This window comes from Celerinatantimonas yamalensis, assembly GCF_046054155.1.
Classification (GTDB): Bacteria; Pseudomonadota; Gammaproteobacteria; order Enterobacterales; family Celerinatantimonadaceae; genus Celerinatantimonas; species Celerinatantimonas yamalensis.
In genome coordinates, this window is sequence record NZ_JBEQCT010000001.1 from 888,100 (window position 1) to 903,816 (window position 15,717).

Consider the following 15,717-nt stretch of genomic DNA (forward strand, 5'->3'; position numbering starts at 1 on the left):
CTTAAGCGTTCGCTTGAGCGGTGATCGATACATTCACTAATCGGTAGTAATGCCCCAATTGCTCCATTAGTTGTTGGCTCAGCCAACCTAAGGTCATATCCGTCATCATGCATCCTTGACAATTTCCCGAGAGCATGACTGCCACCTCGTTGTCATGTACGCCAACCAGCTCTATATCTCCCCCATCGGCTTGTAGCGAGGGGCGTAATGAGTCAATCACGGTTGATATCGAATCGAGCGTTTGCTGATCATGGGCATTCATCGCTGGCGATGCCACCGTAGTCACAGGTAAAGCCGCTGTAGCAACAGATTCATCAACCAATTTAGCCAGCAGCATTTCTATTTTTTCATGGCAACTGGTACACGCTCCCCCTGCTTTGGTATAATGGATCACATCTTCAAGGGTGGTTAGATGATTGGTTTTCACCGCGCGCATAATCATCCCTTCATCCACCGCAAAGCAGCGGCAGATCAGTGCCCCTTCTTCTTCATCGTGCGCTTCAATAGTTTCGCCGCGATATTGAGCAATCGCGGCATGTAAGGCTTCTTGTCCCATCACTGAACAATGCATTTTTTCTGCTGGCAGACCATCCAAATAGTTAGCAATGTCCTGATTGGTAATACGTGCCGCTTCATCGAGGCTACGACCAATAATCAACTCAGTCAGTGCAGAAGAGGAGGCAATCGCACTACCACAGCCAAATGTCTGAAACCCCGCATCCTCAATAATATCGGTATCCGGATCAACTTTAAGCATCAGTCGAAGCGCATCGCCACAGCTAAGTGAACCGACATCACCAATCGCATTAGCCTGCTCAACTACTTTGGCATTACGCGGATTAAAAAAATGATCTTTTACTTTTTCGGAATACTTCCACATATCAAGCTCCTTGATGATTCTCGATAACATCCAGTTTGGGGGGATAACAGGCTGCATGTTCACATGAACATGGGGCCCATTGAGCATTAAACAGTAGGCTGATCACTTGGCTCTGGGTCTCAACATCAATCTCTAACGAAACGGCCAGAGTTGCCAATGATGCGCTAATCCAAACCGGTAAATCCCCCACTTGTTCTTGACGATCATCAGGCTGGGCACAGTGCTGCAATTTGGCCTGGATCTGTAATCCTTGGCAACGGTTGCCAGCCCCAAAAAGTCGCATTCCCTGTTCGGGAAAACGCTGATGTAATCGCTGTAAATAGGGTCGAGCTTGCTCTGTCACTACAATCACAATGGCTCCTTACTGGATGCTGACTGACATATCATTGCAAATCACAAACCAAAATAAAATTCATATTATTCAGTTGGTTATAAGTTTGTTGTTCGGCAGGTATAACACAAGTTGTCATTTTTGTGTTGGATGCGACAAAGCGCGGCAGGATCTATAAAAACGAACACAATGGAGATTTGAAACATAACCGGCATAAAAAAGGGCTAATCATTAGCCCATGGACACGTTGATATGCATCACCATCAATGCTGATGGCATCCTTTCGGACAGACTCGCTCACAAGCGCCGCAGCCAATGCAATCCCCCGCATCGGTCACCGTCATCACCATCCGCACTGAGTCATCTATCCAATCGTCATCATCGCTATCATCATTCTCAATTAATTCAAAGACATTGCGACCACACACTTTATAACATCGACCACAACCGATACACTGTGCACTGTCAATTGATTGAATATATTGAGGCTGCCAATCCCGCCCATCTGCTGTGAATGAACTTGTCATACGATCTCTCCTTGTTTGTCCAAATCACTCTATTGAGTCATCCCACTGTTCATCGAATCCGTCGTCCCAATCACTTAGAGCATCAGTGTGATGATGGATCTGGCGCTTAAGCGGTGCATCTTTACGATTCAGTTCACGGTGTAGCTCAGTGACCAAGGCCAAAATGGAACTCCCTTCAAGCACGCGCACCGGTCTTATCCCTTTGGCCCAGAGTAAACGCACCACCGCATCCCCCACCGCCACAACATATACGGCTAAACAGTCTTTGAGTAAATTCAAGCGCATCTCAATATTATCTTGGTGGTGGCCTGACGGGGGCTCACTCATCTCAATAATCTCAACCAACTGCGGTGCCCCTTGTCCCACGCTATAAATGCTAAAGCGCGAGGCACTGGCAAAATGTTGGTTCACTTGATGTTGGTCACTGCTGGCGAAGGCCACCTTAAGATGACTGATCTCACCATTAGCCAGTTGTAATTGTCGGCGGACTTTTACATTTTCCATTGAAACCCCCTCTACCTTTTTAGATGATGCGACAGGCCTGCTTTTTCGCTCGGAACATCGCGCAAAGTGGGATCAACACGCTAACAATCATTGACGTCAGATTGCTTAAGTGGACTGTGATAAACTGGCCGGTGCACCATTTGCAAATGCACCTGATTGGCTAATTCAAACAACGTATCACGAACTCCCGCGTACAGCTGACGGCGCTGACGAAACCCACCAAAATGATCAAAAATAGGAAAACCGCTCAAAATAAGCGACATTGATAGCTGCTCGGCCAACCTCTGTGCATGAGAGTTAGCAATTAGTAACTGCGCGGGCGTTGCCAGCAGTTGCTGGTGAAGATCAGAAAAATCCCCAATCAGTACTTGCTCGCAAGGCAGTTCAACGAGTTGACTGTAGCGCGACGGCGCCATCACCACTTGTTCTTGTAACCCCACCATGTGTGCAACAGCTAACCAATAACTCAGTAATTCAGGTTCAGCAGCTAAAGCGATAGGAACAGCATTTAACACGCTATGACAGTCAAGCAAGGCATCTTGCAATTGCCGTCGTTCCCGATTGATATACTCAGGCACCGCATGATCGCTCAGCTCAATTAATAGTTCAATAAAGCGATCACACTGCACTAAATCACCAAGGTGATCGAAATAGAAGCTTGGCACTTCACTGTGCTGCGCCAAATACTTACCAGCACGATACACACTAAATCCCACTGCGATGGTCGCAATACTTTCAGTTAATCGCGGCAGCTCTTGCAGCGGCGTGCCGCCCATCGACACCGATGAATAATCTTGGTCAGCTAAATGACCATCTAGCGACTCACTGATATCGGGTAAAATGGTTGCTTTTAACCCAAACGCTTCAATCAAGCGTTGCAACGCTTCAATATCCGCCGCTGTGCAGCCGTGCCCCACTAATAAATTAATACGCTTTTTGCGAATCGTTTTTACCCTTGGTTCACTGGCAGTATCACTGACATAGTGACGCACCACCGCTTCCACCACGGCCGAATATCCACTTTCAAGCGACCCATAAAAATCGGGGGTATTCACTACCAATACCGTCAATTTATGATGCTGAGGGTATTCGTCTCGAAATTCACGCAGCGCTCGGGTTAAATCGGTGCCTTGGGCCTCACTTAAGCCATTACTCATCACCACAACGACCCGCAAGGACGAATTTTGGGCCAGATGATCCAATGCTTTTTTGACATTACCATCAGAACCCATAATCGTTGAAATAGGGTCCATCGCAGTGGATTGCAGCGCGACGGGTTCTTGATAGTGACGCACAAAAAATGCTTTAGCAAAGGCGCTACAACCTTGCGCCGAATGCATCAACGCCATACTGTCAGATAGCCCTAGAGTAGCAATAGTCGCCCCTAAGACTTGGCTGGTTTTTAGCGGCGAAATACTCAATGGTTTACGAATTGGAATCACGTCAGCCATGCAGAACACCTCCCCGTGAATGTTGCCAACTGGCCCGAGAGCGCACCTGCGCCCAGATAGGGCTATGAAGGGTTTGACATAATTGATGAGCCAGTTCAAGCATGCCGTCATAACCGGCATAGGCATGTTCTCGCTCCTGATTGATATCCAAAAATGGGAGCCTTGCTTTTAATGCGGTATAGCGGTTACGTCCTCCAGCTACCATCATATCGGCGCGGTAGTGATAACAGATATCCAAGAGATGCCGTGGATTAGGATCGTCAAGCATCAGGGCATCTTCGCCCATCAGCTCACGGATCCGCGCCTTGTCCGCTTCGGTTGATTTACGTGTCCCCGTTGCCACCACATCCAGCCCTAAATCTTGCAATGCGGACACCACAGACCATGATTTCACACCACCGGTATAGAGCAGTACGCGCTTCCCTGCTAATTGCTGACGATACTCGGCAAGTTGGCCACTGATGCGCTGCTCTTCACGTATGATCAACGCCTCGCAGCGTGCAGTTAAATCATCGTCAGCTAAATGCTGAACAATAGTGCGCAGCGCTTCACTGGTTGCTCGCATGCCATAAAAACTGCCTTCAAACCATGGAATTTGGTAGCGATCTTCAAGTTTGCGCGCCACATTCATCATCGAGCGTGAACACACCACCATATTCAATTCACTACGATGCATGGTCTGAATTTCGCCAAATCGAGCATCACCAGAGAGTGAAGCTAAAACTCGGATCCCCAGTTCATCGAGCAGTTTTTGAATCGACCAGAATTCGCCAGCGATATTAAATTCACCAATCAGGCTGATATCATGCACGCCTGGTGGCGGGGCATCAGGTTCTCGGGTGCCAATGACCTTATCCACCATGACTTCACCTGCGATTCGGTTGCCTAAGTTTTTACTCCCATAAAAACCAGCCGCATCCACGACGATCACAGGTAACTGGTAGCGCTGCTCAGCAAGACGTGCTGCCGCTTGGATGTCATCGCCCTCCATTGCGGGGACACAAGTGTTGTAAATGAAGACTGCGGCAGGATGATAATGTTGTTGGATATACCCAACAGCGGCCACCAGTTTGCTTTCACCACGGCCCATAATAACATCTTGTTCGGTTAAGTCGGTGGTCATACCCAAGTGAAATAATCCAGGGATACTGGATAAACTGCCGCGGTTATCCCACGAGCTTCCCGCACAACCAATGGGCCCGTGCACTAAATGCGCCACATCAGCAATCGGCAATAAGGCGATCTGAGCCCCATCAAAGGCACAACCACCCGCAGTGGCGCCCGGTTTGGGGGGTTGACAGCCTGACTTTTGTTGATGGTTATGTTCGCACAAAGGCTCATCCATCATGATCCGCATCGAATGCTTCATTTGACCTCCTCAAACAACTGAGCGAATTACTGCGTTTGGATTACTATTAATTTGTTAATATATGCAAAGTTCGTTCTTAGTCGCTAAAGCGCGTCAAATGGGCAATCGTACCTGTCAGCTTCCCCACAAAAGAGACAAAATGTCTCTTCATGCCGACCAATCCATCATTTGCCAAGACTCCCCCATGATTTTTTTTAGCCATGGCGGTAATTCGCCTTGTTTAAGCCGTTGCTGGAGCTTAGCTAGCGTCTGTTCAACCGAGGTAGATTCTGCGACTTTCATGGGGTAAATATCGGCGCGAATCACCCGTGCAGCGGCTGGGCCTCCGATGGCGGCCACAAACAATAATTGGCAATCATTGAGCGCATTCACGCGCGCCCCATGATCATCTGCGCCGTGGGCTTCGGGCATCTGCCGCAGCGCAACAATCTCGACACTCGAACTGGACACATCGTATACAGAGATCAGTGGACAACGGCTGAAATGGCCATTAATTGTCTCACCATCAAGGCTTGCTAGCGCACAGCGCAATGTCTGCGCCGGTCTGGGCACCCGCCGTTCAAGCAATTGCCAGCGCTCCAATAACGGTGTCTCAAGTAGCGCTTTGAGCTGTGCGACTGTGTGTGAACACAGCCCAGCGAGATCGTCTACGTTACCTTGTAGCAGTGCTTGCAGATTGATCTGATGCGCTGGGATCTGCAATTGTTCAGCGATTTGGTAACGCCGACACACCAGCTGTTCTAGTTGAGAATATTGCATCATAACTCTCCATATTTTCCGGACTTTTCATTCATCCCCTATTGCCCATCCAGCTATCACGTTTTTTCAATGGCGCGATAACTTAGCCTCGGGAAAGCCGCACTTTAAATGGAAACGAGGGAACAGCAGGTTGTGGCGCTAAATACCAGGCTTGTCCATCAGCCAATTCCAAACGCCCGCCCCAACAATCCGCCTTCTCAAATTCAATTTGCACCACTCGTGCTTCTAGATCCCGCTTGGCGATATAACAATACAGTCCATCGCTCTGCTGGCGTAAAATCACATTCGCCATGACCACTCCCTTGCCTTTGAACAAAAACAAACAGCCGCTTGATACAAGCGCCTGTTTACGTTTCAATCCACTAACGTACTAAATCAAAACCATAATCGGTTTGACCCATCGCCATGGTGCGTTCATCCAATTGCTCTAACACAGCGTTTACCAGTGTAGTGAGAATTTGCATCGCCCCCTCATACCCCCAAGTTGTCTGTCGATGGAGATGGTGGCGGTCAAACAACGGAAAACCGAGTCGAATCAGCGGTACTTCAAATTCCTTACCTTTTGCTCGCGTATCACGTTGAATAAATTTGCCATAGGAGTTCCCGATCATAAAATCAGGTTTGCGCGTAAACATTAGCGAGCGAAAATGCCATAGATCTTTACCGACAAAAACCTCACTGTTTTGTCCATAAGGCGATGCTTCAAGGATCGCATCCATCTCTTTTTTCCAACGTTTGTTGGCATTGTGACAAAGCACGACCGTTGGTTCAGCACCAAGTTCAAGTAAAAACTGCGCCATTCCCATGACAAAATCAGGGTCCCCATATAAGCCAAACTGCTGACCATGTAACCAAGTGTGGGAATCGGTCATCATGTCAACTAATCGACCCCGCTCCAGTGTTAAGGCCTCACCAATCGGTTTCCCAGTGAGCTCGCTAATGGTCATCAACAACTCATCGGTTGCACTCAGCCCAATTGGCACACGCGTCGGTGTCACCGGTTGTTGCCAGGTGACTTTGATAAATTTACTGGTTTTAGTCAAACCATGGGGCTGCAACAACAATGTATCGATGGCATTGGGCGCTTCACTAATTTGTTCCTGAGTCGTCCCCCCTGCGTACATTCGATACTCACCATCGGCAGGGGTATCCAGAACTTCAGAAGGGTCGCTGAGCAATGAATAATCCACGCCCATTTGCACCATCATCCGTTTTAACACCCGATAATTGCCAAGGTAGGTTTCAAAACCTGTGACCAGATTAATTTTGCCATTACTACCAACTGCCTTATCGGCCATTTTGTTCACCGTGAAGTAACGGCAAAACCCTTCAAACATGGCATCCCAACCGGTAATGTGACTCCCCGCAAAGCTTGGCGTATGCGCAAATGGCAATGGCAGCTCATTGGGAACATACCCATCTTTTTTAGCATTTAGGGTGTAAGCATTCAGATCATCCCCAATTACCTCAGCCATACAGGTAGTTGAAACTGCGATCATTTCCGGTTTGTACAACGCGTAGGCATTCTCCAAACCATCATTCATGTTTTTATTGCCACCAAACACCGCGGCATCTTCTGTCATCGAATCTGACACACAAGCAATTGGTTCTTTAAAATGACGGTTAAAATAGGTCCGAAAATAGGCGACACAACCCTGGCTCCCATGCACGTATGGCAACGTGTTTTTAAACCCAAGGGAACACAAAACTGCGCCGAGTGGCTGACACATTTTAGCCGGATTAATGGTTAGCGTTTTACGTTCAAAGTTAAGATCTTGATAGGCTTGAGTAGTCGTCCACTCAAAAACCTCTTTGATCTTTTCAGCCGTTTCTGGCTCTTCAAACAGAGCCTTTTTACGGTTTAATACATCCTGATACTCCGGTTGTTCAAACAGAGGATAACCAGGTTTAATTTTATCAATTGATTGCGCCATCATTTATCTCCTTAAGCGACTTTTTCCTCTGCGACAACAGCGTCAGTCTGATTATCAACTTTTAGCCATGGGGGCGTAGTCAGTGACCAACACGGATTGTTGATAGTCATATCCATATCTCGGGCAAAGACAGCAAAACCATCATAGCCATGATACGGACCGGAATAATCCCAACTATGCATCTGGCGAAATGGAATCCCCATTTTCTGGAAGATATATTTCTCTTTAATCCCAGAACCGATCAGATCGGGTTTGACCGCTTTAACAAACTCTTCAAACTCATAGCCTGTGATATCGTCATACAGTAATGTGGCTTCTTTTAATTCACCGACGGTGCGATCATAGTCATCCGCATGGGCGAACTCATATCCGGCACCGACAATCTCCATGCCCAAGTCTTCATAAGCACCGATAATATGTCGTGAGCGTAATCCCCCCACGTACAACATCACTTTTTTGCCTTCCAAGCGTGGTCGATATTTGTCAATCACCGCTTGATACTCCCCTTGATAGGAAGCGATCACCTTCTCAGCATTTTGTTGAATGGTTTCATCAAAGTAGCTGGCAATCGTGCGTAGCGACTCAGCAATTTTAGTCGGGCCAAAGAGGTTATATTCGATCCATGGAATACCATACTTTTCTTCCATATGCCGCGCGATATAGTTCATTGAGCGGTAACAATGGATCAGGTTTAACTTCGATTTAGGTGTATTTTCAATCTCTGCCAGCGAACCATCGCCTGACCACTGCGCGATCACCCGCAGACCCATTTGTTCGAGTAAAATCCGTGAACTCCAAGCATCCCCACCGATGTTATAATCACCAATAATGGCGACATCATAATCAGTTGCTTCAAACGAATTTTCATCATCACGATTACCCAATACCCAGTCACGAATCGCATCGTTGGCAATGTGGTGACCTAGCGATTGAGAGACACCTCGAAACCCTTCACAGCGAACAGGAATACAGGTTTTACCGTTGCGTTTTTTATTGGCTTTAGCGACCGCTTCAATATCATCCCCAATCAGTCCCACCGGGCATTCAGATTGAATCGTTGTGCCTTTATTCAGAGGGAATAAGGTATCGATCTCTTCTAAGATAGTGGTTAGTTTTTTGTCCCCACCAAACACAATATCGCGCTCTTGAAAATCCGAGGTAAAGTTGATCATCGAAAAGCTATCAACACCAGAGACCCCCGTTAGGTAGTTCCGTCGTCCACCTGTGGAATACATCCCACAACCCACAGGGCCGTGAGACACATGAATTAGGTCTTTGAGCGGCCCGAAGACGACGCCTTTGGAACCTGCATATGAGCAGCCACGAATCGTCATCGCCCCAGGGACTGATTTACGATTAGAGACCACACACTTACCATCACTTTGTGGATCACTGGTGGTTAAATGCTTGGCGCGGTCCTTTTTCGCCTTGTCAGGATAGATCTCCAATACTTCCTGAATCAGCGCCTGATTCTCTTCTATAGTTCTGTCTGTCATTTGAGGTACTCCTTGTCCATATCAGCGTCGACGCAACGTTATACCAATGTGGCCGATTTACCGATGATGCTTTCGTCTTCCTCTTCGAGGATGCCAAACTCCATCAACAACTCTTCTAATTCATCCATAGTGATCGGCGTTGGAATCACAAATTTTTTGTTATCAATCACTTTTTGTGCCAGTGTTCGATACTCTTGTGCTTGGTTAGCAGTGGGATCATATTCAATGACCGTCATACGACGAATTTCGGCACGTTGCACCACGTTATCGCGCGGTACAAAATGGATCATTTGCGTACCCAATTTTTCGGCTAGCGCCATAATCAGTTCATCTTCACAATCAGTATTACGCGAGTTACAGATCAATCCAGCTAGACGCACACTGCCCGATTTAGCGTATTTACAGATCCCCTTCGAAATATTATTTGCCGCATACATCGCCATCATTTCGCCAGAGACCACGATGTAAATTTCTTGCGCTTTGTTTTCACGAATTGGCATGGCAAATCCACCGCAAACCACATCCCCAAGCACGTCATAGAAAACAAAATCGAGGTCTTCGTCATAAGCGCCTTCTTCTTCAAGGAAGTTAATTGCGGTGATAACCCCACGACCCGCACAACCAACGCCCGGCTCAGGGCCACCTGATTCAACGCATTTCACCCCGCCGTAACCGACTTTGAGCACATCTTCTAATTCAAGATCTTCAACCGACCCCTGTTCAGCGGCCATTTCCATAATGGTGTTTTGCGCTTTGGCATGCAGCATTAAGCGAGTTGAGTCAGCTTTTGGATCACAGCCGACAATCATTACTTTCTTATTGGCTTCAGCTAAAGCGGCGACTAAATTTTGTGTAGTGGTCGATTTTCCGATCCCACCTTTTCCGTAAATGGCACATTGACGCATGACCATGGTGTATCTCCTAGTGATGTGAATACCGTTGATAATGTGCACACTCTGTACCATGACCAATGTTTATATTTAACTAATTGAAAAATAATATGAAAATATATATTTAGACGTTATCGACACGTATTAACTCCCACAAAAACCAGCGAATTGTCACAGAGCCGACAATGACGACCTAAGCCTTACACAGCCAAATTAATCAGCACGCTGTGCGCTTTGTTTATTCCAAAACTTAGCTTAAAATAAGCAAATTCATCAGCTAGTTACCAAGTTTCTATGCAGACCCAAGTACTTCCTATCGACACAATGACCCTTAGCGACGAACAGTTACTGAGCGGCGATGCGGGCACGCCGACAATGATCGCCGGTGTGCTTCGTCTTCCCAGCGCTTGCAGTCAACCACTCGTGGTGCTATTACACGGCTCCAGTGGCTATCACGATCAAATAGATGAATGGGTCGCACGGTTCAATCAACAATCAATCGCAACCTTTGTGATTGACAGTTTTACGGGACGAGGATTGAGCAATGTTGATACTAATCAAAGCGATTTAGGCCGTTTGTCGAGTATTGTCGATGCCTATGCAGCGCTTGCTCGCTTGTGCCAACACCCTAGCATCGATGCCAAAAAAATTGCGCTGATGGGTTTTTCTCGCGGGGGACAAGGCGCTCTGTATGCGGCGATGAGTCGTTTTTCTAAACGTTTTAGCCAAGCACCCAATCACTTTGCTGCATTTGTTTCATTTTACCCAAACTGCAGTTTTCAATATATTGACGATACCCAATTGGTCGATCGCCCTATCCGTATTTTTCATGGTGAATGTGATGACTTTAACCCCATCGCAGCCAGTCAGATGTTTACCCAGCGAGCACAACAAGCTGGCGCTGATATTCAGCTGATCAGTTATCCTGATGCCCAGCACGGATTTGACAGTCAAGCTTTGCCTGAGCGGATCTTTCGCTCAAAGAGTCAGTCCACACGTCACTGCCAAATTATTGAGCAAACTCCCGGCCAACTGATCAATCAGGCCACGGGCAATCGCTTTAGCTATAGTGATACAACTATCGAACGCGGCACGCATTTAGGTTATCAAGCCAAAGCCGCGCAAGATGCGCAGCGGCGAGTCAGTGAATTTTTTAAGCAGGTTTTTCATCTTTAAGATCTGTGTGTTCAACACATATTGACGTATTCGTTCAATCTCGACATGCTAGGACTACAGATCGATGTTAACCGAGGATGAACGAATGGCTCGCAAGCTCATTATAGATACCGACCCTGGCGTTGATGATGCCATGGCAATTTTATTTGCCATGCAATCCCCCCAACTGGATGTGATTGGCCTGACGACCACCTTTGGCAATGTTTGCGTTGAAAGAGCGACGGAAAATGCACTTATTTTAGCAGAGCTCGGCAATAGTACAGCGCCGGTGGCACAAGGAGTGAGTGTTCCTTTGCAAATGCCTCCCAAACCACATGCTGAGGCAGTCCATGGCGATGATGGTTTGGGCAACATTCATTGGCCCGCTTCGCAGCGCAAACCCCTCTCGCTCAGCGCTGCTGAATTTATTATCGAACAGGTGCGTACAAATCCTGGCCAAGTCACCTTAATTGCACTCGGACCGCTTGGCAATTTAGCTCAAGCCCTCACGCTTGATCCCCAAATAGCCGATCTGGTTGACGAAGTGATCCTAATGGGCGGTGCGGCACAAACGTTTGGTAATATGTCACCCGTCGCTGAAGCGAATATCTTTAATGATCCGCATGCCGCCGACCAAGTATTCACCGCCCCGTGGAAAGTCACCATGATCGGGTTGGACGTCACCCATCAAGTATTATTGACCAATACCCGGCTGATGCGCATTCAACAAAACAACCCGAAAATAGGCGATTTTTTATACCGATCTGCCCAATTTTATATTGATTTTTATCGGAATTTGCATGGCGTCGATGGCTGCTATTTCCATGATGCTTCCACTATTGCCTACGCGCTTGACCCTAGCTTATTTAAAGTTGAACCAGCAGCCATTCGCGTCGCATGTGAAGGCATTGCTAGCGGTCAAACCATTGTTTGTCCTAAAGGGATGAGCTTCCCTGAACCACACTGGGATAATTTACCGTTGGTGGATGTTTGTATGCAGGTTGATAGTGAGCGCATGCTCGATTTGTTCGAACAAACGCTCAGTCAAACTCAGTAAGCGAGCAAAAAATTAATGACCCAATATGCCGTAGCATATTGGGTGAGCTTGAATAGGGTAACCGTGTATAAGCAAAAAAGTTCAATTGACCGTTAAAGCTGCACGACTTTTGCTCTGACTTTACCGATATGCTACCCCATCATGCTTTCCTGCCTATTAACGTAGTGTTAGCCGCTAACATGGAGATCAATGCAATATGCTAAATTTACTCGATATTGACGATTTCGATGCAGAAGATATCTTACAAATATGGAAAAATGTTACAGATAGTTCGCCTACCAGCTTTGAAGGTCATATTGCTTGGTCGTTCGAAGGCAATGGAATACGGACAAGAACCACTTTCATTCAAGCATTCCAAAAACTTGGCGCTCAGTATATAGAGCTACCCAATTTTTTAAAAACAGATGAATCGGTGCAGGATTTGGCGGGTTATATGGATGAATTCTATTCAATGTATGTCATTCGTCACGCTAACCACCAAAGATTAACCGCGTTTGCAGCTGAGACAACAAGGCCAGTGATCAACGCCATGTCCAGTGATGCTCATCCTTGCGAAGTATTGACTGACGCCTATTATCTTTTATCAAAGTTTGGATCGCTCAGCGGCGTACGTATTTTACTGTGGGGACCTGTGACGAATATTTTTAAATCGTGGCATTCATTATCGAGTGTTTTAGGACTAAATATGACGCACTTTTGTCCCAGCGAATACCACCAAAAAACAAAAAATGTCATGTATACCGAGCAGTTAACAGAAAACTATGATGTTGTTGTGAGCGATGCTTGGCCTGTTGGCTTTTTTGATACGAAGTACAGTCTTTCTGAGAATAAGTTACGTGATATGGGTTATCCAATTTTACTCCCAACACCACCAGTGACTGTAGGTCGTGAGTTACAACAGTCGTTAAGCGATACGACAAATTTTGTGGGCTACCAGAGCAAAGCATTATTATTGCCCGTACAAACAGCGATTATTGCCTACTTACTCAGAAAAGGGTAAGTCAGCACCACAGATCAAACGAAGTGACGCCGAAAACTACTTTAGCAGCGCATAAACGCTGATCATACTACAAACATGGCTAAGGAGCATTTAACACGTGGATGTCATTATCTTAAATGGTGCGAGCAGCTCGGGTAAGAGTTCCATTGCCAAACAATTACAAGCCCTTTTGGATGAAAATTATCTACATATTGGCATTGATACTTTTATTGCGATGATGCCACAACGATGTAATGCTCTTACACAACCCGATCAAACTGCAGATGGTTTTTATTGGAAAACAGAGCAGATCAAGGGTAAACAAACACTAAGAATCAAAAGCGGCGATTATGGCCGGCAGATTAATCGAGCCTATCATTCGTGCGTCAAACACCTCATCAACTCAGGTTTAAAAGTCATTGTTGATGACGTAATGAATGGTCAAAAAGAGCAGCAGGCTTGGTTAGCCGCACTGGGCGACAGTAGCCGTCTATTTGTCGGTGTTTTATGTGAAGAAAGCGAACTGTTACGTCGTGAAAATGCCCGCAGTGACCGGATCAATGGTTCGGCCCTTGAACAAGCCAATAGGGTTCACGAAGGGGTCAATTACGATCTAACCGTCTCGACCAGTTCACTCTCTGCAATTGATTGTGCAAAGCAGATTATTTGGCACATCACAAATAATTAAGCCAAAGTTTGTCGCAAAAGATAGCGTCGAGTGGCCGGTCATTTAGGCGCAATGCATCGTTTAACGTTAACCCCGCTAAGCGATTATTTATCTGAAAATGCTTATCACCTAACCTCACTTGCACTTTCAACGCAATTAAAATCAGGTTTTCTGATCCGGCTCAGGCTAAGCAAAATGGCGAGTATCGATCCACCAAGTGCTAGATAAAAACAGAGGTGAATAGAGCGCACGATCGAACTACCCGCCCCCACTCGCCCAATATCGATATGAGCCAATATGGAAAGAATGATCCCGACACACGCCGCACCTAAACATTGACCGAAAGTACGCATAATAGCCAATACGCCCGATGCGTAACTGCTATTCGCCATGGCCACATTGGCCAACATTTCACGATTATTAGGGCTTTGAAATAAGCCAAAACCAATGCCACAGAGCAAATTTCGCCAGCAGAGATCCCAAATTGCAGGCGATGTTGGCAATAACGCCAGTGACAAAAGCCCCGCAGCAAAAATGGTCAGACCAATCGTCGAAATATAGGCAGGTTTATATTGGTCCGCTAAACGGCCTGCCCTGGGCGCTGCCAGCGCTATTCCAATCGGCCACGGGGTAAATAGTAACGCACTTTGCAATGCACTGTATCCATAGACATTTTCAAATAAAAAGGGTAATACAATAAACGTCATATTTTGACTGACAAATGAAATCAGCGAGGTAAAAGCCGCTAATGAAAAGCGTGCTGAAGAGAACATGGCAAGGGGAATCAATGGTCGTTCGGCGCGTCGTTGCCGACGGATAAAAACCCAAGTACTGATTAGTGCCGCGCCAGCATAGCTCGTTGCCACTTCAATGGGATGCCGCCACTGAGCGCTATCCGAAGCGATTTGAGAAAAGCTATTAGCACACATAATCAACGACCCTAGGGCAATCGCCGACATGACCGCGCCTAAGGTATCAAACCGTTCTGTCACGCAGTTAGGCTGGTTATCAATCGTCCGCAGCACGAGTGTTATGGCAGCGATACCTAACGGTAGATTCATTGCAAATAACCATTGCCAACGAAAAAAAGCGAGTATCGTCCCTCCTAAAATAGGAGCCAATGCGGTACATAGCGCAATTAATAACGCATTCAGACCTAAGATTCGCCCGAGTAACCGGCGAGGAAACACTGATTTAAGCAACGCCGGAGCAATGCTCAATGTGGCCGCCCCACCGATCCCTTGTACGAATCGCATCACAATTAGTAGTGGTAAAGAGGATGAGCCCGCGCAGCCCAGTGAAGCCAGAGTAAAAAGGCCTAACCCAGCCACAAACTGAACCCGATAACCAATTCGAGTGGCTAGCGCCGCAAAGATAGCCAGCGTCATCGCCACTGACAACAGGTAGGCATTCATCACCCATATTGCCGCCGACGCAGGAACGCGCAAGGTTTGCGAGATGGTGGGTAAGGCAATGTTGATCATCGACGCATCAAATACATTCATCGTGGTGGTGATCATCACCGCAATCATGGCTAGACAACGCGCCTTACCCGGCAACCCTTCATCACCCGGCTTATCAGAAAATAATGTCATATCACTCTCACTTCTACATGGGTCAACATCGCGGCATCTGTAAAAAATCATCACAGTTTTATTGGTAATGAAAGTGTATAAAAGTAAGATAAATAGTGGAAGATGCATCATTTACAGTTATAT

General features: G+C 46.7%; 16 protein-coding genes. 4 read left to right on the forward strand and 12 right to left on the reverse strand.

Features of this window, described 5'->3' with window-relative positions; translation table 11 throughout:
• Nucleotide 1: 1 nt before the first annotated feature.
• From nifU to nifH, 11 genes are all read right to left on the reverse strand, one after another.
• On the reverse strand, nucleotides 2–880 hold the full coding sequence (nifU, locus tag ABUE30_RS04195) for a Fe-S cluster assembly protein NifU (protein WP_408622407.1): 879 nt from the start codon (nucleotides 878–880) through the stop codon (nucleotides 2–4).
• 1 nt (nucleotide 881) lies between these two features.
• Nucleotides 882–1,232 carry a hypothetical protein gene (locus tag ABUE30_RS04200; protein WP_408622408.1) on the reverse strand — a complete coding sequence of 117 codons (351 nt, stop codon included), beginning with the start codon at nucleotides 1,230–1,232 and terminating at the stop codon, nucleotides 882–884.
• A gap of 242 nt (nucleotides 1,233–1,474) precedes the next feature.
• Nucleotides 1,475–1,738, reverse strand: a complete 264-nt coding sequence (fdxB, locus tag ABUE30_RS04205; RefSeq protein ID WP_408622409.1) for a ferredoxin III, nif-specific — start codon at nucleotides 1,736–1,738, stop codon at nucleotides 1,475–1,477.
• Between the two features lie 24 nt (nucleotides 1,739–1,762).
• Nucleotides 1,763–2,242 (reverse strand): NifB/NifX family molybdenum-iron cluster-binding protein, encoded by a 480-nt coding sequence (locus tag ABUE30_RS04210; RefSeq protein ID WP_408622410.1) that lies wholly within the window; start codon nucleotides 2,240–2,242, stop codon nucleotides 1,763–1,765.
• A gap of 80 nt (nucleotides 2,243–2,322) precedes the next feature.
• Nucleotides 2,323–3,693 (reverse strand): nitrogenase iron-molybdenum cofactor biosynthesis protein NifN, encoded by a 1,371-nt coding sequence (gene nifN, locus ABUE30_RS04215; RefSeq protein WP_408622411.1) that lies wholly within the window; start codon nucleotides 3,691–3,693, stop codon nucleotides 2,323–2,325.
• Nucleotides 3,686–5,062 (reverse strand): nitrogenase iron-molybdenum cofactor biosynthesis protein NifE, encoded by a 1,377-nt coding sequence (gene nifE / locus ABUE30_RS04220; RefSeq protein WP_408622412.1) that lies wholly within the window; start codon nucleotides 5,060–5,062, stop codon nucleotides 3,686–3,688. Before nifE ends, nifN begins: the two co-directional genes overlap by 8 nt.
• A gap of 147 nt (nucleotides 5,063–5,209) precedes the next feature.
• Entirely contained in the window at nucleotides 5,210–5,824 is a 615-nt protein-coding gene (locus ABUE30_RS04225; RefSeq protein WP_408622413.1) for a NifB/NifX family molybdenum-iron cluster-binding protein, read from the reverse strand.
• 79 nt (nucleotides 5,825–5,903) lie between these two features.
• A complete protein-coding gene (gene nifT, locus ABUE30_RS04230) occupies nucleotides 5,904–6,113 on the reverse strand; it encodes a putative nitrogen fixation protein NifT (RefSeq protein ID WP_408622414.1) in 210 nt (69 codons plus the stop codon).
• A gap of 70 nt (nucleotides 6,114–6,183) precedes the next feature.
• A complete protein-coding gene (gene nifK, locus ABUE30_RS04235) occupies nucleotides 6,184–7,755 on the reverse strand; it encodes a nitrogenase molybdenum-iron protein subunit beta (RefSeq protein WP_408622415.1) in 1,572 nt (523 codons plus the stop codon).
• 11 nt (nucleotides 7,756–7,766) lie between these two features.
• Complete coding sequence (gene nifD / locus ABUE30_RS04240; protein ID WP_408622416.1) at nucleotides 7,767–9,251, reverse strand: nitrogenase molybdenum-iron protein alpha chain; 1,485 nt, start codon at nucleotides 9,249–9,251, stop codon at nucleotides 7,767–7,769.
• 38 nt (nucleotides 9,252–9,289) lie between these two features.
• A complete protein-coding gene (nifH, locus tag ABUE30_RS04245; RefSeq protein ID WP_408622417.1) occupies nucleotides 9,290–10,162 on the reverse strand; it encodes a nitrogenase iron protein in 873 nt (290 codons plus the stop codon).
• Nucleotides 10,163–10,435: 273 nt separating this feature from the next.
• Between nifH and ABUE30_RS04250 the strand changes: the two genes are divergently transcribed.
• The 4 genes from ABUE30_RS04250 (at nucleotide 10,436) to ABUE30_RS04265 (ending at nucleotide 14,020) form a co-directional block, all read left to right on the forward strand.
• The gene (locus tag ABUE30_RS04250; protein WP_408622418.1) at nucleotides 10,436–11,317 is read left to right on the forward strand and encodes a dienelactone hydrolase family protein; all 882 of its coding nucleotides are present in this window, start codon (nucleotides 10,436–10,438) and stop codon (nucleotides 11,315–11,317) included.
• 64 nt (nucleotides 11,318–11,381) lie between these two features.
• On the forward strand, nucleotides 11,382–12,353 hold the full coding sequence (locus ABUE30_RS04255; RefSeq protein ID WP_408622419.1) for a nucleoside hydrolase: 972 nt from the start codon (nucleotides 11,382–11,384) through the stop codon (nucleotides 12,351–12,353).
• Nucleotides 12,354–12,549: 196 nt separating this feature from the next.
• The gene (locus ABUE30_RS04260) at nucleotides 12,550–13,353 is read left to right on the forward strand and encodes an ornithine carbamoyltransferase (protein ID WP_408622420.1); all 804 of its coding nucleotides are present in this window, start codon (nucleotides 12,550–12,552) and stop codon (nucleotides 13,351–13,353) included.
• Between the two features lie 97 nt (nucleotides 13,354–13,450).
• Nucleotides 13,451–14,020, forward strand: a complete 570-nt coding sequence (locus tag ABUE30_RS04265; protein ID WP_408622421.1) for a chloramphenicol phosphotransferase CPT family protein — start codon at nucleotides 13,451–13,453, stop codon at nucleotides 14,018–14,020.
• Nucleotides 14,021–14,124: 104 nt separating this feature from the next.
• On the opposite strand, the gene ABUE30_RS04270 is transcribed toward ABUE30_RS04265, so the two are convergent.
• Nucleotides 14,125–15,594 carry an MFS transporter gene (locus ABUE30_RS04270; RefSeq protein WP_408622422.1) on the reverse strand — a complete coding sequence of 490 codons (1,470 nt, stop codon included), beginning with the start codon at nucleotides 15,592–15,594 and terminating at the stop codon, nucleotides 14,125–14,127.
• Between the last annotated feature and the right edge of the window lie 123 nt (nucleotides 15,595–15,717).

Bases quoted from the DNA above. Each gene is read 5' to 3' on its own strand.
- nifU (WP_408622407.1), bottom strand. From the start codon at position 880: ATGTGGAAGTATTCCGAAAAAGTAAAAGATCATTTTTTTAATCCGCGT.
- fdxB (WP_408622409.1), bottom strand. From the start codon at position 1,738: ATGACAAGTTCATTCACAGCAGATGGGCGGGATTGGCAGCCTCAATAT.
- ABUE30_RS04210 (WP_408622410.1), bottom strand. From the start codon at position 2,242: ATGGAAAATGTAAAAGTCCGCCGACAATTACAACTGGCTAATGGTGAG.
- nifN (WP_408622411.1), bottom strand. From the start codon at position 3,693: ATGGCTGACGTGATTCCAATTCGTAAACCATTGAGTATTTCGCCGCTA.
- nifE (WP_408622412.1), bottom strand. From the start codon at position 5,062: ATGAAGCATTCGATGCGGATCATGATGGATGAGCCTTTGTGCGAACAT.
- ABUE30_RS04225 (WP_408622413.1), bottom strand. From the start codon at position 5,824: ATGATGCAATATTCTCAACTAGAACAGCTGGTGTGTCGGCGTTACCAA.
- nifT (WP_408622414.1), bottom strand. From the start codon at position 6,113: ATGGCGAATGTGATTTTACGCCAGCAGAGCGATGGACTGTATTGTTAT.
- nifK (WP_408622415.1), bottom strand. From the start codon at position 7,755: ATGGCGCAATCAATTGATAAAATTAAACCTGGTTATCCTCTGTTTGAA.
- nifD (WP_408622416.1), bottom strand. From the start codon at position 9,251: ATGACAGACAGAACTATAGAAGAGAATCAGGCGCTGATTCAGGAAGTA.
- nifH (WP_408622417.1), bottom strand. From the start codon at position 10,162: ATGGTCATGCGTCAATGTGCCATTTACGGAAAAGGTGGGATCGGAAAA.
- ABUE30_RS04250 (WP_408622418.1), top strand. From the start codon at position 10,436: ATGCAGACCCAAGTACTTCCTATCGACACAATGACCCTTAGCGACGAA.
- ABUE30_RS04255 (WP_408622419.1), top strand. From the start codon at position 11,382: ATGTTAACCGAGGATGAACGAATGGCTCGCAAGCTCATTATAGATACC.
- ABUE30_RS04260 (WP_408622420.1), top strand. From the start codon at position 12,550: ATGCTAAATTTACTCGATATTGACGATTTCGATGCAGAAGATATCTTA.
- ABUE30_RS04270 (WP_408622422.1), bottom strand. From the start codon at position 15,594: ATGACATTATTTTCTGATAAGCCGGGTGATGAAGGGTTGCCGGGTAAG.